The organism is Leucobacter chromiireducens subsp. chromiireducens, assembly GCF_016758255.1.
In the GTDB taxonomy this organism is placed as follows: domain Bacteria; phylum Actinomycetota; class Actinomycetes; order Actinomycetales; family Microbacteriaceae; genus Leucobacter; species Leucobacter chromiireducens.
On the sequence record NZ_QYAD01000003.1, the window covers coordinates 435,826 to 454,582 of the forward strand.

Consider the following 18,757-nt stretch of genomic DNA (forward strand, 5'->3'; position numbering starts at 1 on the left):
CGACCGAAAGGAATCCCCATGAGTGGAGCGGGAGCCCCCAACCTCACTGTCGACGCAGCCGGACTGCGCGTCGCCATCATTGCCGGCAGCTGGCACGAAGAGATCATGTCGTCGCTCGTCGTGGGCGCGGCGGAGACGCTCACCGCGTCTGGCGCGGAGCACAGCCTGTTCCGTGTTGCCGGCGCATTTGAGCTGCCGCTCGCCGCGCAGGTTGCGCTCGCGCCGGTCGCCGAGGGCGGCGGCGGTTTCGACGCAGCCGTGTGCCTCGGCGTCATCATCCGCGGCGGCACCCCGCACTTCGACTACGTGTGTAACGCGGTGACCGATGGCCTGACGCGCGTGCAGCTCGACGCGGGCCGCCCCGTTGGCTTCGGCGTACTCACCACTGACACGGAGCAGCAGGCGCTCGACCGCTCGGGCCGTCCCGGCGCTCCCGAGTCGAAGGGACAGGAGGCCGCCGAGGCGGCCCTGCACCTCGCCATCACGGCGAAGCAGATTCGCGAGGAGGGCCCCACCCTCCGCCTCGTTCCAGAGCACTAACCGCGGGCACTGGGCGGCGACCTGCCACGGTCGCCGCCCAGGCGCGCTCGGTAGAGTTGAGCGTATGTCCGGGCTCCCTGATTCCTCCTCGTCGGACCGCAGGGCGTCGCGTCGCCGCGGCCCCGCACGGTCCGCAGATTCGACGCCGCGCGGCCCCCGCGCCTCGCTGAAACAGCTGATCCCGTATCTCTTCGAGCAGCGCCGCCTGCTCACCATCGCACTCGTGCTCGGGCTCATCAGCGCCGCCGCCTCCCTCGTGCAGCCGCTCCTCCTCGGCCAGGTGATCGGCCGCGTCGAGGCGGGCCAGGCGCTCGGCTGGCTGCTCGTGGTGCTCTGCGCGGTTGTGGTGGTCGGCGCCGTACTCAGCGGCCTCCAGCACTACGTGCTGCAGCGCATGGGCGAGGGCGTGGTGCTGACGAGTCGCCGACGCCTCATCGCGAAGATTCTGCACTTGCCCATCTCGCAGTTCGATCAGCGCCGCACGGGCGACCTCGTCTCGCGCATCGGCAGCGATACGACGCTGCTGCGCGCCGTCCTGACGCAGGGCTTTGTCGAGGCGATCAGCGGCCTCCTCGTGTTTATTGGCGCACTGATCGGCATGCTCATCATCGATCCTGTGCTGTTCGGGATCACCTTCGGCGTGATTCTTGTCGCCCTCGTTGTGGTGGTGCTCGTGGGCAGCCGTATCCGCCCCGCCGTCGCGCGTGCACAGGAGAAGGTGGGCGATCTCGCGGCGCAGGTCGATCGCACCGTCTCGTCGATCCGCACGATTCGCGCGGCCGGCGCCGCGGAGCGCGAAGAACGCGCCACCGTGCGCGACGCGGAAGAAGCGTACGGCCTGGGTGTGAAGGTCGCGAAGATCTCGGCGTTCATCGTGCCGGTCTCGTTCCTTGCGATGCAGCTCTCGTTCCTCGTGGTGCTCGGTCTCGGCGGCTACCGCGTCGCCACGGGGGCGATCACCATCGCGCAGCTCGTCACCTTCATCATCTTCCTGTTCCTCATGATCATGCCGCTCGGCCAGGCGTTTGGCGCGATCACCGCGGTGAACCAGGCACTCGGCGCGCTGGGCCGCATCCAGGAGATCACCTCACTCCCCACGGAAACCGCGCACGATGCCGAGCTGTCTCCGCTCGGCCGCATCGTGCCGCTTGCGCAGGCGAGCGTGGCGGGCGAAGCGGCGATCCGCTTCGCGGACGTGCACTTCACCTACCGCTCCGCAGCGCCCGAACGGGCGGATGCGCGGTCGCTCGTGCGCAGCACTCGTGGTGCACGCGACGTCCCCCCGGCGGAAATCGTTGCCACACCCGTGCTCCACGGTGTGGACTTCGAGGTGGCGCGCGGCACACGCGTGGCGCTCGTCGGCCCCTCCGGCGCGGGCAAGTCGACAATCCTCGGGCTGATCGAGCGTTTCTACGATCCGGATCAGGGCTCGGTCTCACTCTTCGGCGCAGACCTGCGCGTCCTCGACCGCACGGAGCTGCGCGCCCAGCTCGGCTACGTGGAGCAGGACGCACCCGTGCTCGCGGGAACGCTGCGTGACAACCTGCGCCTGGGTGCGCCGGACGCGAGCGACGCGGCCTGCGCGCGCGTGCTGCAGGCGGTCAACCTGGGCGGGCTGCTCGGCCGGGCCGCCGGCGGGGCGGCAAGCTCGGGCAACACCTCGGCGCCGAGTGAGCAGAGCCCCGCAGAGCTCGCCGCGGCGCTCGATTTGCAGGTCGGCGAGAGCGGCATCATGCTCTCCGGCGGCGAGAAGCAACGGCTGGCAATCGCTCGTGCCCTCCTCTCCGCTCCTCCCGTGCTATTGCTCGACGAGTCGACCGCGAGCCTCGATGGCGTGAACGAGCGGCTGATGCGCGATGCCCTCGACTCGGTCGCGACGGGGCGCACGCTCATCGTCATCGCGCACCGCTTGTCGACCGTCGTCGACTCCGACAAGATCATCGTGCTCGATGGCGGCCGCGTGCTGGGCGAGGGCACGCACGAGGAGCTCGTTGCGTCGACGCCGCTGTACCGCGAGCTCGCGCGACACCAACTATTGGTGCCCGAAACGCAGGAGTAGAACGGCCCCGCGCTGCTAGGATTTGGGCGTGTCAGATGCTTCCAAAGATGCACGCAGCGCTCCTGCAGTTGAGGGACTCGCGGCCCGCTCAATCACTGAATATGGAACTCGCGAAATCTCGGAAACCGGGGTTCGCGGGGTGGGTGGCTCGCACGGCGTGAACGCGCACGTGCGGGCCTTCGGCGCGCTGCTCGTCATCGAAGCATGGGGCACCGCGTCGGAGATCGAGCGTCGCCCGCTGCGGCCCGGTTTCCCCACGATGGACGTCATCTTCGTCGAGCAGGGCGAGTTCGAGTACCTCGACGGCAGCGCGTGGCGAGTCTCGCGCGGGCCACTCATGATCGCGCCGAGCGGTCTCCCTCACCGCGTCCGCTTCACCACCGACTGGCGCTTCATCGTCGCCCGCGTGCCGCGCGAGGCGCTGCTCCCCTACGTGCCGATGCTCTCTGACCAGGTGAACATCGCCACGGAGCTGCGTATGACCGAGCGCGCAATGCAGGCGCTCCTCACCGACCTCGTGCGCAACCCGGATCCGGCCACGGAGGCGGACAGCCAGACCATCGACCGGCAGGTGCTCGACATGGCCGGCACGCTCGTGCTGGGCAGGCAGCAGCCCGACATTGGCATCGGCAGCCCCCGCAACAGCCTCCGCAGCCGCGCGCTCTCCGCAATCGCCGAGCGCAGCGGCGAAGTGCAGCTCACGCCCAACGAGCTTGCCGACGACCTCAGCATCTCGCTCCGCCGACTGCAGGGCGTGTTCGCCGAGGCCGGCAGCTCCGTCGCAGGCGAGATTCGACGCGAGCGGGCCCGCGTGGCACGCTCGCTCCTGCAGGATGCGCGCTACGACGAGCTCAGCACCGCCGAGATCGCCGAGCGCGCGGGCTTCGGCTCGAGCACGAGCATGCGCCGCGCACTTGAGGACCTGTACGGACTCGGGCCGCGCGATCTGCGCACGGGGCGCGCCGCCGCCTAACGTGGCTCAGGGCGCGCGTCCGGCGCGAGCAGGCGATCGATGTTCGGGGCGATGAGCGGGCGAGCAAGCCGCGACACCCACGCGCCGGAGAGCACAAGCGCGATCGCCACCCCGATCGCGACGAGGAGCAGGACGCCGGGCCACCCGAGCCCACCGATCCAGTCAATCGCCCCCGTCTCGCGCATCGCGTAGACGATGGGGCCGTGCAGCAGGTAGACCGCCATCGTGCGCGTGCCCCACACGGTCGCGCGGCCATGGCCACGCGGCACGACAACAAGCAGCGCAAACGTCATTGCCGCGGCGATGACGAGGAGCCCCACCGTCACGAGCGTGCCGCTCACAGCCGTTGCGCTCCACGATTCGGGCTGCCAGTCACTCACCGGCGGCGTCTCGAAGAGCCACTCGTAGTCGTCACGCCACGTGAGCCAACGGTCGATCCGCCACTCGTATCGCAGCTGTGGCACGAGCGCGAAGCAGAGCGCCACGATCCCGAGCAGCGACCAGGCGCCGGCCCGCAGTGCACGGGAGGGCGCCATGAACCACTCGCCGTCGAGCCAGCCGCGATCCCGAATGAGCCAGCCGGCAACAAAGAACGGGAGGAACGTGAGCGTGCGCGCCGCCGAGAACTCGGTGTCGATCGCGGGGATGAGCCCCGAGACGAGCGCGATCACGATCGACACGATGAGTGGATGCTTCAGGCGCGCAAAGAACGGCAGCAGGATACGCATCGTGACGAGCGAGACGAGAAACCAGAGGGTCCAGGCCGGACTCACGAGGAACGCGCTGCCCGGGGTCCGCCCCTCGACGAAAAATCGGATGACCGCCCAGATGCCCTCCCACAGGCCCCACGTGACGAGCAGCTGCAGCGTGGAGCGCACCATCTTGCGGTCCGTCACGGGCCGCGCGAAGAGTCCGGAGAGCAAGATCATCGCGGGCATATGGAACAGGTAGATGTACGCGTAGATACCGAAACTGAGCGCGGTGTCCGTGCGCACGGTCGAGATTGCGTGCCCCACCACCACGAGCACGATGAGTACAAAGCGCGCGTTATCCCAGAGCGCGATGCGGGGCTTCGGCGACGTGGTCACGTCTGTAGCCTAACCGGGCGAACGGAGAATTCTCGGGAACGATACGGGGTTGCAGAAACGCAAATGGCCCCGGTGTGCACCGGGGCCATACTGGAGCCGCCTACCAGAATCGAACTGGTGACCTATTCATTACGAGTGAATCGCTCTACCGACTGAGCTAAGGCGGCCTGGCGCGGGATTGCTCTCGCGCACAAGCAATTACTCTAGCATGAGGAAGCCCCTGCTCCGCACACCGACGGGGCTTGCCGCCTGCAGGCCGGGCGTGCCGCAGCGCGCGGCTTAGCCCGCTACACCGTACAGCGCGGGTCGGCCGCCGGCACGGTGCCGTCGAGGAAGTAGGCGTCGACCACCTCGCCAACGCAGGAGCTCGTCGTATAGGCGGTGTGCCCCTCTCCGACGTAAGTGACGAGCGTGCCGCTCTCGAGCTGCGTGGCGAGCGACTCGGCCCAGCGATAGGGCGTGGCCGGGTCGCCGGTGGTGCCGACGACGAGGATGGGGTCCGCGCCCGCAGCGGTCACGGGGGTGCGCTCGGCAACCCCCTGGACGGGCCACTCCGCACAGCTGATGTCGCCGTACCCCTGGTAGCGGCCGATCGTCGGGGCGATCTGCGCGAGCTCTGCCGCATCGTCACGCATGCGCTGCACATCGAGCTCGTTCGGGTAGTCGAGGCAGTTGATCGCGGAGAACGCCTCAGTCGAGTTGCTCTGGTACTCCCCATCTTGCCGGTCGTTGTACGCGTCGGCGAGAATCAGTGCCATCTCAGGGTCGTCCACAGCCAGCGACGTGAAGAGCTGGTCGAAGTAGCCCCACATCTCCTGCGAGTACAGCGGGAAGACGATCGCGGTGAGCGCGACCCCCGAGGAGACCGTGCGCCCGTCCTTGCCGGTGAGCGAGTTCGCGTCAACGCGATCCAAGAGCGCACCGATCTGCGCCATCGCCTCGTCCACCGAGCCGGTGAGCGGGCAACCGCGGCGCTGCAGGCAGTCGGTTGTGTACGCGCGCAGCGCGTTCTCGAAGCCGATCGTCTGCTCACGCACCACGTCTCGCATGGTGGCCTCGGGGTCCATCGCACCGTCGAGCACCAGCCGCCCCACGCGCTCCGGGTACGCATCCGCGTAGCGTGCACCGATGTAGGTGCCGTAGGAGAAGCCGAGGTAGTTCAGCTTCGCGTCGCCCACGATGCCGCGCAGCATGTCAAGATCCTGCACGGTATCGCTCGTTGCGACGTGCGCGAGCAGGTCTCCGTTCCGCTCCTCGCACGCCTGCGCGAATTCCTTCGCCTGCGCGCGTGCCGCATCGATCCAGGCGTCGCTGCCGCGCTCGAGATCCGCGGTCTCGGCGTCGTCACCGTAGAGGTACTCGTCCATCCCCTTCGTGTCGAGGCACTCCACGGGAGCAGAGTTCCCCACACCGCGCGGATCCCAGCCAATCACGTCGTATGCCGCGCGCACGTCGGCGGACACGGCGTGCTCCACCGCGTTCGCCACGTACTCGGCGCCCGAGGCGCCAGGGCCGCCCGGGTTCACAAACAGCGTGCCCAGCTTCTTCACGCCGCCCGTCGCCTCGCTCTTCACGAGCCGCAGCGTGATCGTCTCCCCCTCGGGCTCGCTCCAGTCAAGCGGCGCGTACACATCAGCGCACCGCATGCCGCTCGCGCAGGGCTGCCACTCGGGCTCCTGCTCCTGGAAGCTCTGCGCATCACCCGTGGGCTTCGCCGGCAGCTTGGGATCGCTTCCGCCGCCAGCTCCGCCGAGCCCGGGGATGAGGGAGCAGCCAGCGAGCAGCGCGGCTGCCGCGAGCGCGGCCCCGCCGAGGGTCAGCCTGCGCCACACGCTGCGGCGATCGTCGGGTGCGGCCATTATGCGTCCTCCACTGCGATGATTCCGGCGAACAGTGCCTCGAGCACGAGCCCGGGGGTGATGCCACGCCCCAGCCGCTCGCGCGCGGTCTCGACTGCGGCCACCACGGCGAGTGCCCGCTCGGGCCCCCATCGTCCGGCCCGATCCGCGATCTGCGTCAGCTGCTCCCGGTTGATGATCTCGATGCCGGGATCCGCGACCGGCTGCTCCGCGTCGCGATCGACGACGAGTGAGTACAGCAGGATGTCGCGCGTCACCGAGAGCAGATCAGTGAGAATCCGATCGATGCCGTCGCGCAGGCTGCGGGTGGCCCGCCGCTTCTGGTCCTCTTCGAGGGCGCGGATCTGTGCGCGCATCTGCGGCGGGATCGCGGCGCCCGGCGCGAGGCCGAGGCTGCGCAGCGCGTCCTCTCGTTCGCGCGCGTCGCGTTCCTCGGTCAGCGCGGCGGCGTCGGCTTCTGCGACCTTCATGAGCGCTGCCGCGGCGCGCATCGCGTCGCCGAGAGTCGCGATGCCCAGCGCAAGCGCCACGCTCCGATCGCGCCGCGCCATCGCGTCAGGGTCTGAGGCGAGCCGGCGCGCCATGCCGATGTGGCTTTGCGCCAGGCGCGCTGCGCGCTCGGCCGCTGCCGCGTCAATGCCGTCGCGCTCGTGCAGGAGGCGCGCGATGTCGTCAGGGCTCGGGGTTGCCAGGCGCAACGAGCGGGTGCGAGACCGGATGGTGGGGAGCAGGTCGGCCTCGCTCGGGGCGCACAGAATCCACACGGTGCGCTCCGGCGGCTCTTCAAGCGCCTTCAGCAGCACGTTCGAGGTGCGCTCCGGCATGCGGTCTGCATCTTCGATCACGATCACGCGGTAGCGCCCCTCGGCCGGTGCGTAGTGCGCGGTCGTGACGATCTCGCGGGCCGCGCGAATGTCGATCAGCAGCTTCTGGGTGGTGAGCACACCGAGATCCGGGTGCGTCCTGGCACGCACCTGCTCGAAGACGTGCGCCCGCTCACTCTCCTGCCGCGCAATCAGCGCGGCAGCGAAGCGGAACGCAAGGTTCGAGCGGCCCGAGCCTGGCGGGCCGGTGATGAGCCACGCGTGCGCGACCACCGCATCCGGCTCGCTGGCGCGCTGCAGCGTGTCAACGGCCTCGCTCTGCCCGACGATCTCTGCCCAGTACTCCACCCCAAGAGCGTACCGCGAGCCCCTGACAGGGGCGGGCGTTCCCGGTGCGGACGGAGCGCCGAAGCGGAGCTCCGCGGCCGCACTCAGCCCGCGAGGTCGACGAACTCGGCAGGCCCGCGATCCATCGTCGCGGCCCCGGCGCTGAGCTCAGCGGAAAGCTCCGCGAGCGGTGCGATCTCGTTCTCCGCGATGTGGAAGCGCTGGGCAATGTGATCGGAATAGTCTGCGCCACCCACCCCGTACCCGCGGCGGCGCGCCTCGGCCTCGATCTGCGCGGCCACGTCATAGGCGCAATGGACGGTCACCTCGTGGCGAATCGCGCGCTGCACGCGCCGGGCGCGGAGCATCGCCTCTGCGACAGCGGCACGGTACGCGCGGGTGAGCCCGCCTGCCCCAAGGAGCACGCCACCGAAGTAGCGCGTCACCACCGCAACCACGTCGCTCACGCCGGCGGAGGTGAGCGCGTCGAGCATGGGTGCCCCGGCGGTGCCGCTCGGCTCGCCGTCGTCGTTCGAACGCTGAATCCGCGCTTCGGGTCCAATCACGAATGCCGAGCAGTGGTGGCGTGCGCGCGGGTGTTCGGCACGCACGCGCGCGATCACCGCGCGCGCCTCCTCCTCCGAGGCGACCCTCTCCAGCCGGGTGAGGAAGCGCGATCGCGAGATCTCGAGCTCGGTGTCGACGGCCTCGCCAATCGTCTCGTACTCCATGACCCCTCCCCGGGCATTTGCGGCGGCCCGGTTCCCGGGCGAAGCCCACCGAGTCTCGGTACCATCGAGTCTATGGCTGGCGAGAGTGTACGGATAGACGCGTGGGTGTGGGGTGTGCGCCTCGCAAAGACGCGCAGCCAGGCCACCGCCGCGTGCCGTGCCGGTCACGTTCGCGTGAATGACGCCACCGCGAAGGCCGCGCAGCCCGTCCGCCTCGACGACGTGGTGCGGGTACGCCTGCACGGCTTCGAACGCATCTACCGGGTCACCGGACTACCCGTGCGCCGCGGCAGCGCGGAGGAGGCCGCGAAACACTTCGAGGACCTCACGCCGCCCGCCCCGCCCCGGGTGGAGCGCCCCGCCGCTGTTGTTCGGGATCCTGGCGCGGGCCGCCCCACGAAGCGCGATCGGCGCGAGCTCGATCGGCTGCGCGGCCGGTGAGCACGGCAGTCGCACCCTCGCTCGTCGAGGCGGAGTGGCGCGCGCTCGAGCGGGCCCATGAGGAACGCGCGGATGCGCTCACCGCAGGGCATCGATCCCGCACCCAACTGCGCGAGAAGCACCCGATCGAAGACTTTCTGTGGACGTACTACTCGGTGAAGCCGGGCGAGCTGCGGCGCTGGCATCCCGGTGCAGGTGTTCGGCTCGCGGGCGCCGGCGCGGCCCGCTCGAAGTGGCGGCACTACCGCGCGGCCGGAGCTGATTCCGCCGACGCGCTCGTCGATCTGCCTACGTTCTTCGCGCGCCGCGGCGGCACCGTGGACTACGTCGAGCAGCTGCTCGCAGCCACACTCGAGCACACCCCCAAGTACGGCTGCTTCGGATTGCACGAGTGGGCGATGGTCTACCGGCTCACCCCCGAACAATTGCGGCACAGCGCCCTGCCCCTGCGTATCGGCCACGCCGCGACCGACGCCGTGGTCGAGTCGCACCAGATTGGCTGCACCCACTTCGATGCCTACCGATTCTTCACGCCCGAGGCGGCGCCGCTGAACTCGCTGCGGCCCACTCGCGAGACGCAGCCCGTGCTCGAGCAGTCCGGCTGCCTGCACGCGGGCATGGACGTGTACAAGTGGGCGTCAAAGCTTGGCCCGATCGTGCCGGGCGATCTCTTGCTCGACACCTTCGTGCTCGCCCGCGACATCCGCGAGGTCGATATGCGGGCTTCCCCCTACGACGTCACGGGGTATGCGGGGGCTGACGGCACGCCGCTTGCGCCGATCCCGATCGAGACGAGCGCGGGGAAGCGTGAGTACGCGGCGCTGCAGCGAGGGTTTGCGGCGCGCGGAAATGCGCTGCGGGAGCGCGTGCTCGCGGCGATTGCCCGGGCCCGCGCCGCGCATGCGGCCGCCCCAACCTCCCCCACGGCGGCCTCCGCCTCCACCTCCGCGCAGGGGTAGCTTGTCTGCGGGCGGGTAGGGCATTCGCGCTGGCAGCCTGCCCTCGTACGGCGAAACTACCCTGCGGGGTGAGCGGCGCTACTCTGCGGGGTGAGCGGCGGGCTCGGCGAGCCTCTGGGCGCCGGCGACGCGCTCAGCCGAGCCGCGCGGCCCGCGGATCGCCCGCAGTGCGCCGAGGATCGCCACGAGGTCGACCAGCTCCTGCATCCACGCACCCACGAGCGCAGGCAAGAAGCCGAAGGCCGCAACGAGCATCAGCACCACGCTGAACGCAATGCCCAGCCAGATGCTCTGCACAGCGATCCGCACGGTGTCGCGCCCAATGCGCACCGCGTCAGCCACCCCGGCGATCCGGTCGAAGCGGTTCACCACGTCGGCAGACTCGCTCGCGGCCGTCGAACCGCGCGCGCCCATCGCGAAGCCCACGTCAGCCGCCGCAAGCACCGGCGCATCGTTCAGCCCATCGCCCGTCATCAGCAGCGGGCGCGTCTCCACCCCGGCGATGATGCGCACCTTGTCGGCGGGGGTGCACTCCGCGTGCACTTCACCGATGCGCAGCTGCGCCGCGAGCGGATTCGCTGTCGCCGCGACATCACCCGTCACCATGAGCATGTGTTCGACGCCCAGCTCGCGCAGCTCGGCCACCGTGTCGATCGCGTCATCGCGCAGGCGATCCCGCATCACGAGCGTGCCGGCAAAGCGCTCATCGAGCGACACGTAGATCGCAAGCTCGCCCGGCTCGAGCCCCACGTGCCGGAGCGCCGGCGCGGCTTCGGCCACCCACGCGGGCTTGCCGACGCGCACGAGCCCGGCGCCCACACGAGCCTCGACGCCATTGGTGGCGTATTCTTCCGCCGACTCGACAGCGACGAGCTCGATGCCGCGCTCCTTCGCCGCGCCCACGACGGCGCTCGCGAGGACGTGCGAGGAGAACACCTCGGCGGAGGCGGCGAGCTGCAGCACCTCGCCCTCGGTGAAGCCCTCCTGCGCAACAATGCGCCGCGGTTCGGGCTTGCCGGTGGTGAGCGTGCCCGTCTTGTCGAACGCGGCCGAGCGCACCTGGGCGAGCTGCTCAAGCGTGCCGCCGCCCTTCACGATGAGCCCGGCCTTCGCCGCGCGGCTCATGCCGCCGAGGAACGCGACGGGCGCCGCAATGAGCAGCGGGCACGGCGTCGCCACGACGAGCACCTCGGCAAAACGCACTGCGTCACCGCTCACGGCCCAGGCGATCCCCGCGATCGTAAGCGAGAAGAGGGTGAAGGGCACGGCATAGCGATCGGCCATGCGCACGGTCTTCGCCTTGCTCCCCTGGGCGTCCTCGACGAGGCGCACAATCTGCTGGTACTGGCTGTCGCTCGCAAGCGCGGTGGCGCGCATGCGCACGGCGACCGGCCCGTTGACGACGCCGGAGGAGACCTTCTCGCCCGCGGCCCGCTCGACGGGCAGGCTCTCGCCGGTGAGCGACGACTCGTCGAAGGAGGCACCGTGCTCGAGCAGGATCGCATCGACCGGCACGAGGGTTCCGGGGCGCACGAGCAGGGTGTCGCCGACCATGATCTCGTGCACGTCGACGTCCTCGGTGCGGTCGGCACCATCTTCGTCGAGCTGCCCGGTGAGCACGCGGGTGGCGCGGCTGGGCGCCCGCTCGAGCAGTGCGGTGAGCTCGCGCTTCGATCGGTTCTCGGCGTAGTCTTCGAGTGCCTCGCCGCCCGTCAGCATCAGCACGACGACGAGCGCGGCCCAGGGTTCCCCGACCAGCACTGCGGCGACGATCGCGGTGACCGCGAGGATGTCGAGGCCGGCGTGGCCGCGCAGCAGCTGCCGCACCATCTCGACGGCCTGCCACGCGGCGATGAGCAACGCGTAGCCGCCGACGAGCCACGGCGCCGCGTCGCGACCGGGGGTCGCGAGGAGCAGGAGGCCGACCACACCGACGACGAGCGTGGCGGCAACGGCGGGGTACGCGCGCGCGGCGCTCCGCAACTTCTTCATCTCTCTATTGTCTCCCAGAGCAGGCATTCCCGCACCACAGCGTAGGCATACCTCACCCCTCGAAAACGCGACAGCGCCCACCCGAAACCGGGTGGGCGCTGCGTGCTTCGATCGGGATCAGACCCGACGCATTAGCGCTCGGAGGCGATCTGCGTGTGGTGCTGAATCACCTCGGCGACAACGAAGTTGAACCACTTCTCGGCGAACTCGGGATCGAGGTGCGCGTCCTCCGCGAGGCTGCGCAGGCGAGCGATCTGCCGCGCCTCACGCGAGGGATCGGACGCCGGCATCTCGTTCTCGGCCTTCAGCAGGCCCACCTCCTGCGTGCACCGGAAGCGCTCCGCGAGCATGTGCACGAGCGCGGCATCGATGTTGTCGATGCTGGAGCGCAGGCGGTCGAGACGTTCGACGGGGGTCGCTTCGGTCATGGCGATCCCTTAGTCCAGCAGATCGTGCAACTCGACGACCTGCTCGCGCTCGGGGCCAACGCCCACCGCGGAGAAGCGCGCGCCGCTCATCGCCTCAAGGGCAACGATGTAGTCCTGCGCGTTCTTCGGCAGCTCGTCGAAGCTGCGGCAGCCCGTGATGTCCTCGTCCCAGCCCGGGAACTCCTGGTACACCGGCACGGCGTGGTGGAAGTCGGACTGGTTGACCGGCATCTCGTCGTGGCGCACGCCGTTCACGTCGTACGCCACGCAGACGGGGATCGTCTTCAGGCCAGACAGCACGTCGAGCTTCGTCAGCACGAAGTCGGTGACGCCGTTGATGCGCGCCGCGTAGCGAGCCATCGGTGCGTCGTACCAGCCGCAGCGGCGCGCGCGGCCGGTGGTCACACCGAACTCGCCGCCCTTCGTCTGCAGGAACTCGCCCATCTCGTCGAACAGCTCGGTCGGGAATGGGCCCGATCCCACGCGAGTCGTGTACGCCTTGATGACCGCGATGATGCGGTCGATCTTGTGCGGGGGCACGCCGGAGCCGGTGGCCGCGCCGCCCGAGGTGGCGTTCGAGCTCGTCACGAAGGGGTACGTTCCGTGGTCGATGTCGAGCATCGTGGCCTGGCCGGCCTCGTACAGCACCGTCTTGTCGTCGGCGAGAGCGTTGTGAAGCAGCAGTCCGGTGTCGCACACCATCGGCTCGAGCAGCTCGCGGTAGCTCAGCAGGTCGGCGACCACCTCGTCGGCGTTGATCGCGCGACGGTTGTAGATCTTGACGAGCACCTGGTTCTTGAACTCGAGTGCCGCCTCGACCTTCTGGCGGAGGATGCCCTCGTCGAAGATGTCCTGGATGCGGATGCCGACGCGGTTGATCTTGTCCGCGTAGGCGGGCCCGATGCCGCGGCCGGTGGTGCCGATCTGGCGCTTGCCGAGGAAGCGCTCGGTCACCTTGTCGAGGGTGCGGTGGTACTCGGTGATGACGTGCGCATTGGCGCTCACCTTCAGCTTCGAGACGTCGACGCCGCGCTCCTTGAGCGCATCGAGCTCGAGCTTCAGCACGGCGAGGTCGACCACCACGCCGTTCGCGATGACCGGCACAACGCCGGGCGTGAGGATGCCCGACGGGAGCAGGTGCAGCGCGTACTTCTGGTCTCCGATCACGACAGTGTGACCGGCGTTGTTACCGCCGTTGAACTTGACGACGTAGTCGACGCGGCTTCCGAGGAGATCGGTCGCGCGTCCCTTGCCCTCATCGCCCCACTGGGCACCGGTGATGAGCACTGCGGGCATTTCAGCCCCTTCCTTCGCACTAGGCAGATACCGCCCCAGTCTACCCGTGACCAGGGTCAGGGCCGCCGCGCTTCCTCTTTTCCGCATTTTCAACAGGGGTTTTCCGTCGGCACACCCGCTCATTAGGCTGTGCAGAGCGGCCGCGTCGCGGCCCCGAGAGGAGCACCATGCCACACCCTCCGCGCCGGCTCGTCATCGGCGGCGCCTCTGGCTTCCTCGGGACTCGACTCGCGGCAGAGCTCGCGACGGATGGCTGGCACGTCTCGACGATTGGCCGCGCGGGTGCCGACGCGAGCTGGGATGACACTGCGGCGGTCCGTGCCCTCGTCGACGGCGCCGACGCCGTGATCGGGCTCGCCGGGAAAAGCGTGGACTGCCGCTACACGGACGCGAACCGCGACGAGATCCTTCGCTCCCGCCTCGACACCACTCGCGCATTGTCTGACGCGATTGCGGCGAGCGCGCAGCCACCCGCGGTGTGGCTCAATGCGAGCACCACCACGATTTACCGGCACGCGATGGACCGACCGCAGACGGAAGCCGACGGCGAACTCGGCACCGGCTTCTCCGTGGACGTTGCGCGGTCGTGGGAGCGGGAGTTCCTGGCCGCGGATCTCCCCGGCACGCGCCGCGTTGCACTCCGCACCTCCATCGTGCTGGGCGATGGGCCCGCAACGCGCCTCCTCTTCCGGCTTGCCCGCCTCGGGCTCGGCGGCCCGCAGATCGACGGCCCGTGGTTTCCGCACCGACGCTATCGCGGCATCGGCATGCACCCCACCGCCGCGGAGCGGCCCCTCTGGCGCCCCACTCGCGGCCGCCAGCGCTTCACCTGGGTGCACGTCGACGACTTCGTGGGAATCGTGCGCTTCGCACTCGCGTCGCCTGACATCAGCGGCCCCATCAATGTCGCGGCACCGGGCGTGAGCGACAACCGCACACTGATGCGCATTCTGCGCCGCACCGTCGGCGCACCCGTCGGGCTGCCCGCCTTCCGGTGGATGCTCGAACCCGCGACGTGGGTGCTGCGCACGGAGACCGAAATGGTCGTGAAGAGCCGGTGGGCGCCGCCCGCGGCGCTCCTCGCCGCCGGCTACGAGTTCGCCTGGCCAGAGCTCGAGCCCGCGCTGCGCGACGTCGACGCTCACCTGCGCAGTTCGCAACCGCGCGGGTACGCTGGAGAGTGAAGGGGGCCGTCCCCTGAAGGGACTCATGCCTACTCACCACCCCACCACGCCCGCTGAACGACCCCAGTCACGCGGCTTCTTCGGCCACCCGTGGGGGCTCGCGAACCTCGCGGGCGTCGAGATGTGGGAGCGCTTCAGCTTCTACGGCATGCAGGCGCTTCTCGCCTACTACCTGTACTACTCCGTCACCGACGGCGGGCTGGGCCTTTCGCAGGCCGCGGCCACCTCGATTGTGGGCGCGTACGGCGGGCTTGTCTACCTCTCCGCGGTGCTCGGCGGCTGGGTCGCCGACCGCGTGCTCGGCGCAGAGCGGACACTCCTCGCGGCGGCCTGCCTCATCATGGCCGGGCACATCGCGCTCGCACTGCTGCCGGGCGTCGCGGGGCTCGCGGTCGGCCTCGTGTGCGTGGCACTCGGCTCGGGATCGCTGAAGACCACCACGTCGACCGTGCTCGGTGATCTGTACGAGAAGACCGACCAGCGACGCGATGCCGCCTTCTCGATCTACTACATGGGCGTCAATATCGGCGGCCTGCTCGGCCCGCTCGCCACGAGCGCGCTCTGGGGCTGGCAGGGCTTCCACTGGGGCTTCGGCCTCGCCGCGATCGGCATGGCCGCCGGCCTGATCCAGTACATCGCGCTGCGCCGCCACACGCGCAGTGCCGCCAGTTCGGCCCCGGCGAACCCGCTCTCCTCCAGCGAGCAGCGCCGCTGGCTGCTCATCTTTGGTGCGGCGATCGCCGTGATCGCCGCCGCGGTGCTCGCTGGCTGGGTCACCGCAGAGAACCTCTCCGACATCGTCGTGGTGCTCATCGTCATCGCCGTGGTCACGCTCTTCATCGTGATCCTCTCGAGCCGCGCCATCTCTCCGATCGAGCGCCGGCAGGTCACGTCCTTCATCCCGCTGTTCCTCGCCTCGGCCGTCTTCTGGACGCTGTTCCAGCAGCAGTTCACGGTGCTCGCGATCTACGCGGATCAGCGCCTCAACCGCACCGTGTTCGGCTGGGAGATGCCGCCGAGCATGGTGCAGTCGATCAACCCGGTGTTCATCATCGTGCTCGCGGGCGTCTTCGCGGCGATGTGGGTGAAGCTCGGCGATCGTCAGCCGAGCACGCCCGTGAAGTTCTCGCTCGGTGCGGGCATCATGGGCCTCGCCTTCCTCTGCTTCATCCCGCTCGCGGGCAGCGCGAACGGCACGATCCCGCTCATCGCGTTCGCCGGTATCCTGCTGCTCTTCACGATCGCTGAGCTGTGCCTGTCGCCGGTCGGTCAGTCGCTCGCGACAAAGCTCGCGCCGCGCGCGTTCCACTCGCAGATGGTGGCGCTGTTCTTCCTGTCCATCTCGCTCGGCTCTGCGGCGTCCGGCTCGCTCTCCGCGTTCTACGATCCGAGCAACGAGGTGCCGTACTTCCTCACGATCGGTGGCGCGTCGATCGTGGTCGGCATCGCGCTCTTCCTCGCACGAAAGCCAATTCTCCGCCTGATGGAGGGGGTGCGATAGCGCCGCACCCGGCGCGAGCCGCTACGCCTCGATTGCGGCGATGGCCTCCGGGTCTGCACCGTCGAGGAACTCCGTGAGGCGCGTCACCTCGGCCTCCTCACCGATCGCGGCGGCGCCCCGGCGCAGCGCGTAGAGCGCGCGCAGCACGCCACGGTTCGGCTCGTGCGACCACGGCACGGGGCCGGCCCCGCGCCAGCCTGACTTGCGGAGCGCGTCGAGCCCGCGGTGGTACCCCACGCGCGCAAACGCGTACGCCTCAATCTCACGCCCTGCGGCAGCTGCCTCATCCGCGAGCACCGCCCACGCGAGCGGCGACTCGGGGTGCGCACGCACCACCTGCTCGGGATCGGTGCCCGCGGCGAGCGCGTCTGCCGCGACATCCGTGGCCAGGCGGGTGGGTTCAGGTCCGAGGAGGTTCTCACCGATCATGCCGCCAGTGTAGCGACCGGCCCTTCGAGTGGGATCCGCACCTCCACACGGAACTCCGCAAGGCCGGGGCCCGCACCCTCCACGCGTGTGGTCGACGCGACTGTGAGCTCCCCGCCGTGGGTCTGGGCGACGGCGGACGCAATCGCGAGGCCGAGGCCGCTGCCCGTCTCTGCCCGCACGCGCCCGCCGCCACGAACGAACGGCTGATGGAGGCGTTCCAGGGTGTCGACGGGCAGGGGGTCCGCTGTGTTGCGGACGGTTAGCACGGACTCCGCACCGTCCGCTCGCCACTCCAGAGCGACGCGGCTGCCGGCCGTCGCGTGCCGGGCCGCGTTGCCGAGGAGGTTGTCGAGGAGTCGCGTGAACATCGCCGGGTTGATCCACACGGTGTGTGGCTCAACGTCGAGGTCGACGGTGAGCCCGCGCTCCGCGAGTCGCGCCGCGGCGTGGTCGAGTGCGACCGCTGCGAGCTCGCCAGCCTCACACGGCTCGATGGCAAGCGATCCCGAGCTGGCGCTTCCGCCGGAGCCGCCGGCCGCCGCGAGCCCGATCTGCGCTCTCGTCAGCTCGAGGAGCGCCTCGCCCATCTCGATGCTCCGCGCGTTCACTTCTCGGAGCCGCTCTGCCGCGAGCCGGTACTCGGCCTGGGTCGGCTCGGGCCCGTCGAGCAGCACATCGAGCATCGCCTTTTGCGTGGCGAGTGGGGTGCGCAGCTCGTGCGAGGCGTTTGCGGCGAACAGCTGCTGCGCTCTGAAAGCGGACTCGAGCCGCTCGAGCATGTCGTCGAGCGTGTCGGACAGGTCGGTGAGCTCGTCGCGCGGGCCGCGGAGCGCCACGCGACGGTCGAGCTTGCCTGGGGTCGCGGCCCGTGCCGCGGCGTTGATGTCGTGCAGCGGTGCGAGCACCCGGCCGGCGAGCACCCAGGCGGCGACGGCACCGAGCGCAACAATCGCGAGGAGCGCGATGATCGACGACCAGAGCAGCGTCTGGAAGACATCGGTCACGTCCCGGATCTCGAGCACAGGCGCGGCGAGCGACAGCGCATCAGAGTTCCCAGTCGGCGCCGCGAGCTCGGCCGCGTCGTCACCGTACGGGGAGGTGGGCGCGACCGTATCGACGCCGAGATCAAGGGTGTCGGCAGGCACCGCCGGGACGGACTGAAGCGCCCACACCGGCCCGTACCGCATGAACAGGTTCAGGCCGACGACGAGCACGCCGCCGCCGAGCGCGATGAGCAGCGCGACGCTGAGCGTGATGCGCGCGCGGATGGTGAGGCGGAACCGGCCGCGATCATGACCGCGGCCCTGGGTAGCATCCGCGCTACGCATCGCCGGCTCCGGCCGCGGGCCCGAGCGCGGGTTCCGGCCCGACGATCCGGTATCCCACCCCCGGAACCGTTTGGATGATGCGGGGCTCGCCGAGCCGCTTGCGCAGCGTCGACATGGTCACACGGATCGCGTTCGTGAACGGGTCGGCGTTCTCATCCCACGCGCGCTCGAGCAGTTGCTCCGCACTGAGGACGCCACCGCCGGCTTCCAGCAGCGTGCGCAGCAGTGCGAACTCTTTGCGGCTCACGTGCACATACCTGCCGTCGCGAAAAACCTCGCGGCGGAACGGGTCGAGGCGCACCCCGTGGGCCTCGAGCACAGGCGGCAGCGGCGGCGCGTTTCGTCGGTGCAGCGCCTGCAGCCGCACGAGCAGCTCGGGGAAGTCGAACGGCTTGACGAGGTAGTCATCAGCGCCCAGCGCAAACCCCTCGACCTTCTCGTCGAGCAGCCCGGCAGCGGTGAGCATGAGCACCCGAGTGCCCGGCACGTTCGCGACAATCCAGGCGCACACCTCGTCGCCGTGCATGCCGGGGAGGTCGCGGTCGAGCAGTACAACGTCGTACTCGGTGTGGGCGAGCTGTTCGATCGCCGCGTGCCCATCGAGCACGATGTCGGCGGCGATCGACGAGCGCCGGAGCACCGTCTGGGTAGCTTCGGCGAGGTATGCCTCGTCCTCGACAATCAGTACGCGCATGATGCTCCTCCCTGCGATTGCCCGCCCAGTCAAGCACGCGCGACATTAAGAAAAGGTCTGCAATTTCGCAGACGCTCTGCTGAGCCCGTGTGCCCTGGACTGGG

At 69.6% G+C, this 18,757-nt stretch carries 17 protein-coding genes and 1 tRNA gene; 7 read left to right on the forward strand and 11 right to left on the reverse strand.

Features of this window, described 5'->3' with window-relative positions; genetic code table 11:
• Nucleotides 1-18: 18 nt before the first annotated feature.
• From ribH to D3226_RS15085, 3 genes are all read left to right on the forward strand, one after another.
• Nucleotides 19-540, forward strand: a complete 522-nt coding sequence (ribH, locus tag D3226_RS10670) for a 6,7-dimethyl-8-ribityllumazine synthase (protein WP_202382511.1) — start codon at nucleotides 19-21, stop codon at nucleotides 538-540.
• A 64-nt stretch (nucleotides 541-604) separates the two neighbouring features.
• Entirely contained in the window at nucleotides 605-2,599 is a 1,995-nt protein-coding gene (locus tag D3226_RS10675) for an ABC transporter ATP-binding protein (RefSeq protein WP_202382512.1), read from the forward strand.
• A gap of 28 nt (nucleotides 2,600-2,627) precedes the next feature.
• Nucleotides 2,628-3,572: a helix-turn-helix domain-containing protein gene (locus tag D3226_RS15085; protein WP_202382513.1), complete on the forward strand. Its 945-nt coding sequence runs from the start codon at nucleotides 2,628-2,630 to the stop codon at nucleotides 3,570-3,572.
• Here D3226_RS15085 and D3226_RS10685 read toward each other — a convergent pair.
• The 5 genes from D3226_RS10685 to D3226_RS10705 all read right to left on the reverse strand — a co-directional run bounded on the left by D3226_RS10685 (nucleotide 3,569) and on the right by D3226_RS10705 (nucleotide 8,401).
• Nucleotides 3,569-4,660 (reverse strand): acyltransferase family protein, encoded by a 1,092-nt coding sequence (locus D3226_RS10685; RefSeq protein ID WP_202382514.1) that lies wholly within the window; start codon nucleotides 4,658-4,660, stop codon nucleotides 3,569-3,571. The two genes, D3226_RS15085 and D3226_RS10685, sit on opposite strands and share 4 nt — an antisense overlap.
• Before the next feature lie 91 nt (nucleotides 4,661-4,751).
• Nucleotides 4,752-4,827: transfer RNA gene (locus D3226_RS10690), tRNA-Thr, on the reverse strand.
• A gap of 120 nt (nucleotides 4,828-4,947) precedes the next feature.
• Nucleotides 4,948-6,519, reverse strand: coding sequence for an alpha/beta hydrolase (locus D3226_RS10695; protein ID WP_202382515.1), 1,572 nt, complete (start codon nucleotides 6,517-6,519; stop codon nucleotides 4,948-4,950).
• On the reverse strand, nucleotides 6,519-7,691 hold the full coding sequence (locus D3226_RS10700) for a DNA polymerase III subunit delta' (protein WP_202382516.1): 1,173 nt from the start codon (nucleotides 7,689-7,691) through the stop codon (nucleotides 6,519-6,521). The genes D3226_RS10695 and D3226_RS10700 overlap by 1 nt, the downstream gene beginning before the upstream one ends.
• An 83-nt stretch (nucleotides 7,692-7,774) precedes the next feature.
• Nucleotides 7,775-8,401 (reverse strand): YigZ family protein, encoded by a 627-nt coding sequence (locus tag D3226_RS10705; protein WP_202382517.1) that lies wholly within the window; start codon nucleotides 8,399-8,401, stop codon nucleotides 7,775-7,777.
• Between the two features lie 72 nt (nucleotides 8,402-8,473).
• On the opposite strand from D3226_RS10705, the gene D3226_RS10710 reads away from it, so the two are divergent.
• Nucleotides 8,474-8,842, forward strand: a complete 369-nt coding sequence (locus D3226_RS10710) for an RNA-binding S4 domain-containing protein (protein WP_202382518.1) — start codon at nucleotides 8,474-8,476, stop codon at nucleotides 8,840-8,842.
• Nucleotides 8,839-9,801, forward strand: a complete 963-nt coding sequence (locus D3226_RS10715) for a 3-methyladenine DNA glycosylase (RefSeq protein ID WP_202382519.1) — start codon at nucleotides 8,839-8,841, stop codon at nucleotides 9,799-9,801. The genes D3226_RS10710 and D3226_RS10715 overlap by 4 nt, the downstream gene beginning before the upstream one ends.
• A gap of 78 nt (nucleotides 9,802-9,879) precedes the next feature.
• On the opposite strand, the gene D3226_RS10720 is transcribed toward D3226_RS10715, so the two are convergent.
• From D3226_RS10720 to D3226_RS10730, 3 genes are all read right to left on the reverse strand, one after another.
• Nucleotides 9,880-11,793 carry a heavy metal translocating P-type ATPase gene (locus tag D3226_RS10720; protein ID WP_202382520.1) on the reverse strand — a complete coding sequence of 638 codons (1,914 nt, stop codon included), beginning with the start codon at nucleotides 11,791-11,793 and terminating at the stop codon, nucleotides 9,880-9,882.
• Between the two features lie 131 nt (nucleotides 11,794-11,924).
• Entirely contained in the window at nucleotides 11,925-12,221 is a 297-nt protein-coding gene (locus tag D3226_RS10725) for a chorismate mutase (protein WP_202382521.1), read from the reverse strand.
• Nucleotides 12,222-12,230: 9 nt separating this feature from the next.
• Nucleotides 12,231-13,517: an adenylosuccinate synthase gene (locus D3226_RS10730; RefSeq protein ID WP_202382522.1), complete on the reverse strand. Its 1,287-nt coding sequence runs from the start codon at nucleotides 13,515-13,517 to the stop codon at nucleotides 12,231-12,233.
• A 167-nt stretch (nucleotides 13,518-13,684) separates the two neighbouring features.
• On the opposite strand from D3226_RS10730, the gene D3226_RS10735 reads away from it, so the two are divergent.
• Nucleotides 13,685-14,701, forward strand: a complete 1,017-nt coding sequence (locus tag D3226_RS10735; protein WP_202382523.1) for an epimerase — start codon at nucleotides 13,685-13,687, stop codon at nucleotides 14,699-14,701.
• Nucleotides 14,702-14,726: 25 nt separating this feature from the next.
• Nucleotides 14,727-16,202: a peptide MFS transporter gene (locus D3226_RS10740; RefSeq protein ID WP_202382524.1), complete on the forward strand. Its 1,476-nt coding sequence runs from the start codon at nucleotides 14,727-14,729 to the stop codon at nucleotides 16,200-16,202.
• A gap of 21 nt (nucleotides 16,203-16,223) precedes the next feature.
• On the opposite strand, the gene D3226_RS10745 is transcribed toward D3226_RS10740, so the two are convergent.
• The 3 genes from D3226_RS10745 to D3226_RS10755 are packed head-to-tail and all read right to left on the reverse strand — an operon-like array spanning nucleotide 16,224 to nucleotide 18,653.
• Nucleotides 16,224-16,631, reverse strand: coding sequence for a DUF3151 domain-containing protein (locus tag D3226_RS10745; RefSeq protein ID WP_202382525.1), 408 nt, complete (start codon nucleotides 16,629-16,631; stop codon nucleotides 16,224-16,226).
• Nucleotides 16,628-17,959 carry a sensor histidine kinase gene (locus D3226_RS10750; RefSeq protein ID WP_202382526.1) on the reverse strand — a complete coding sequence of 444 codons (1,332 nt, stop codon included), beginning with the start codon at nucleotides 17,957-17,959 and terminating at the stop codon, nucleotides 16,628-16,630. The genes D3226_RS10745 and D3226_RS10750 overlap by 4 nt, the downstream gene beginning before the upstream one ends.
• Nucleotides 17,952-18,653, reverse strand: a complete 702-nt coding sequence (locus D3226_RS10755; RefSeq protein ID WP_202382527.1) for a response regulator transcription factor — start codon at nucleotides 18,651-18,653, stop codon at nucleotides 17,952-17,954. Before D3226_RS10755 ends, D3226_RS10750 begins: the two co-directional genes overlap by 8 nt.
• Nucleotides 18,654-18,757 lie beyond the last annotated feature (104 nt).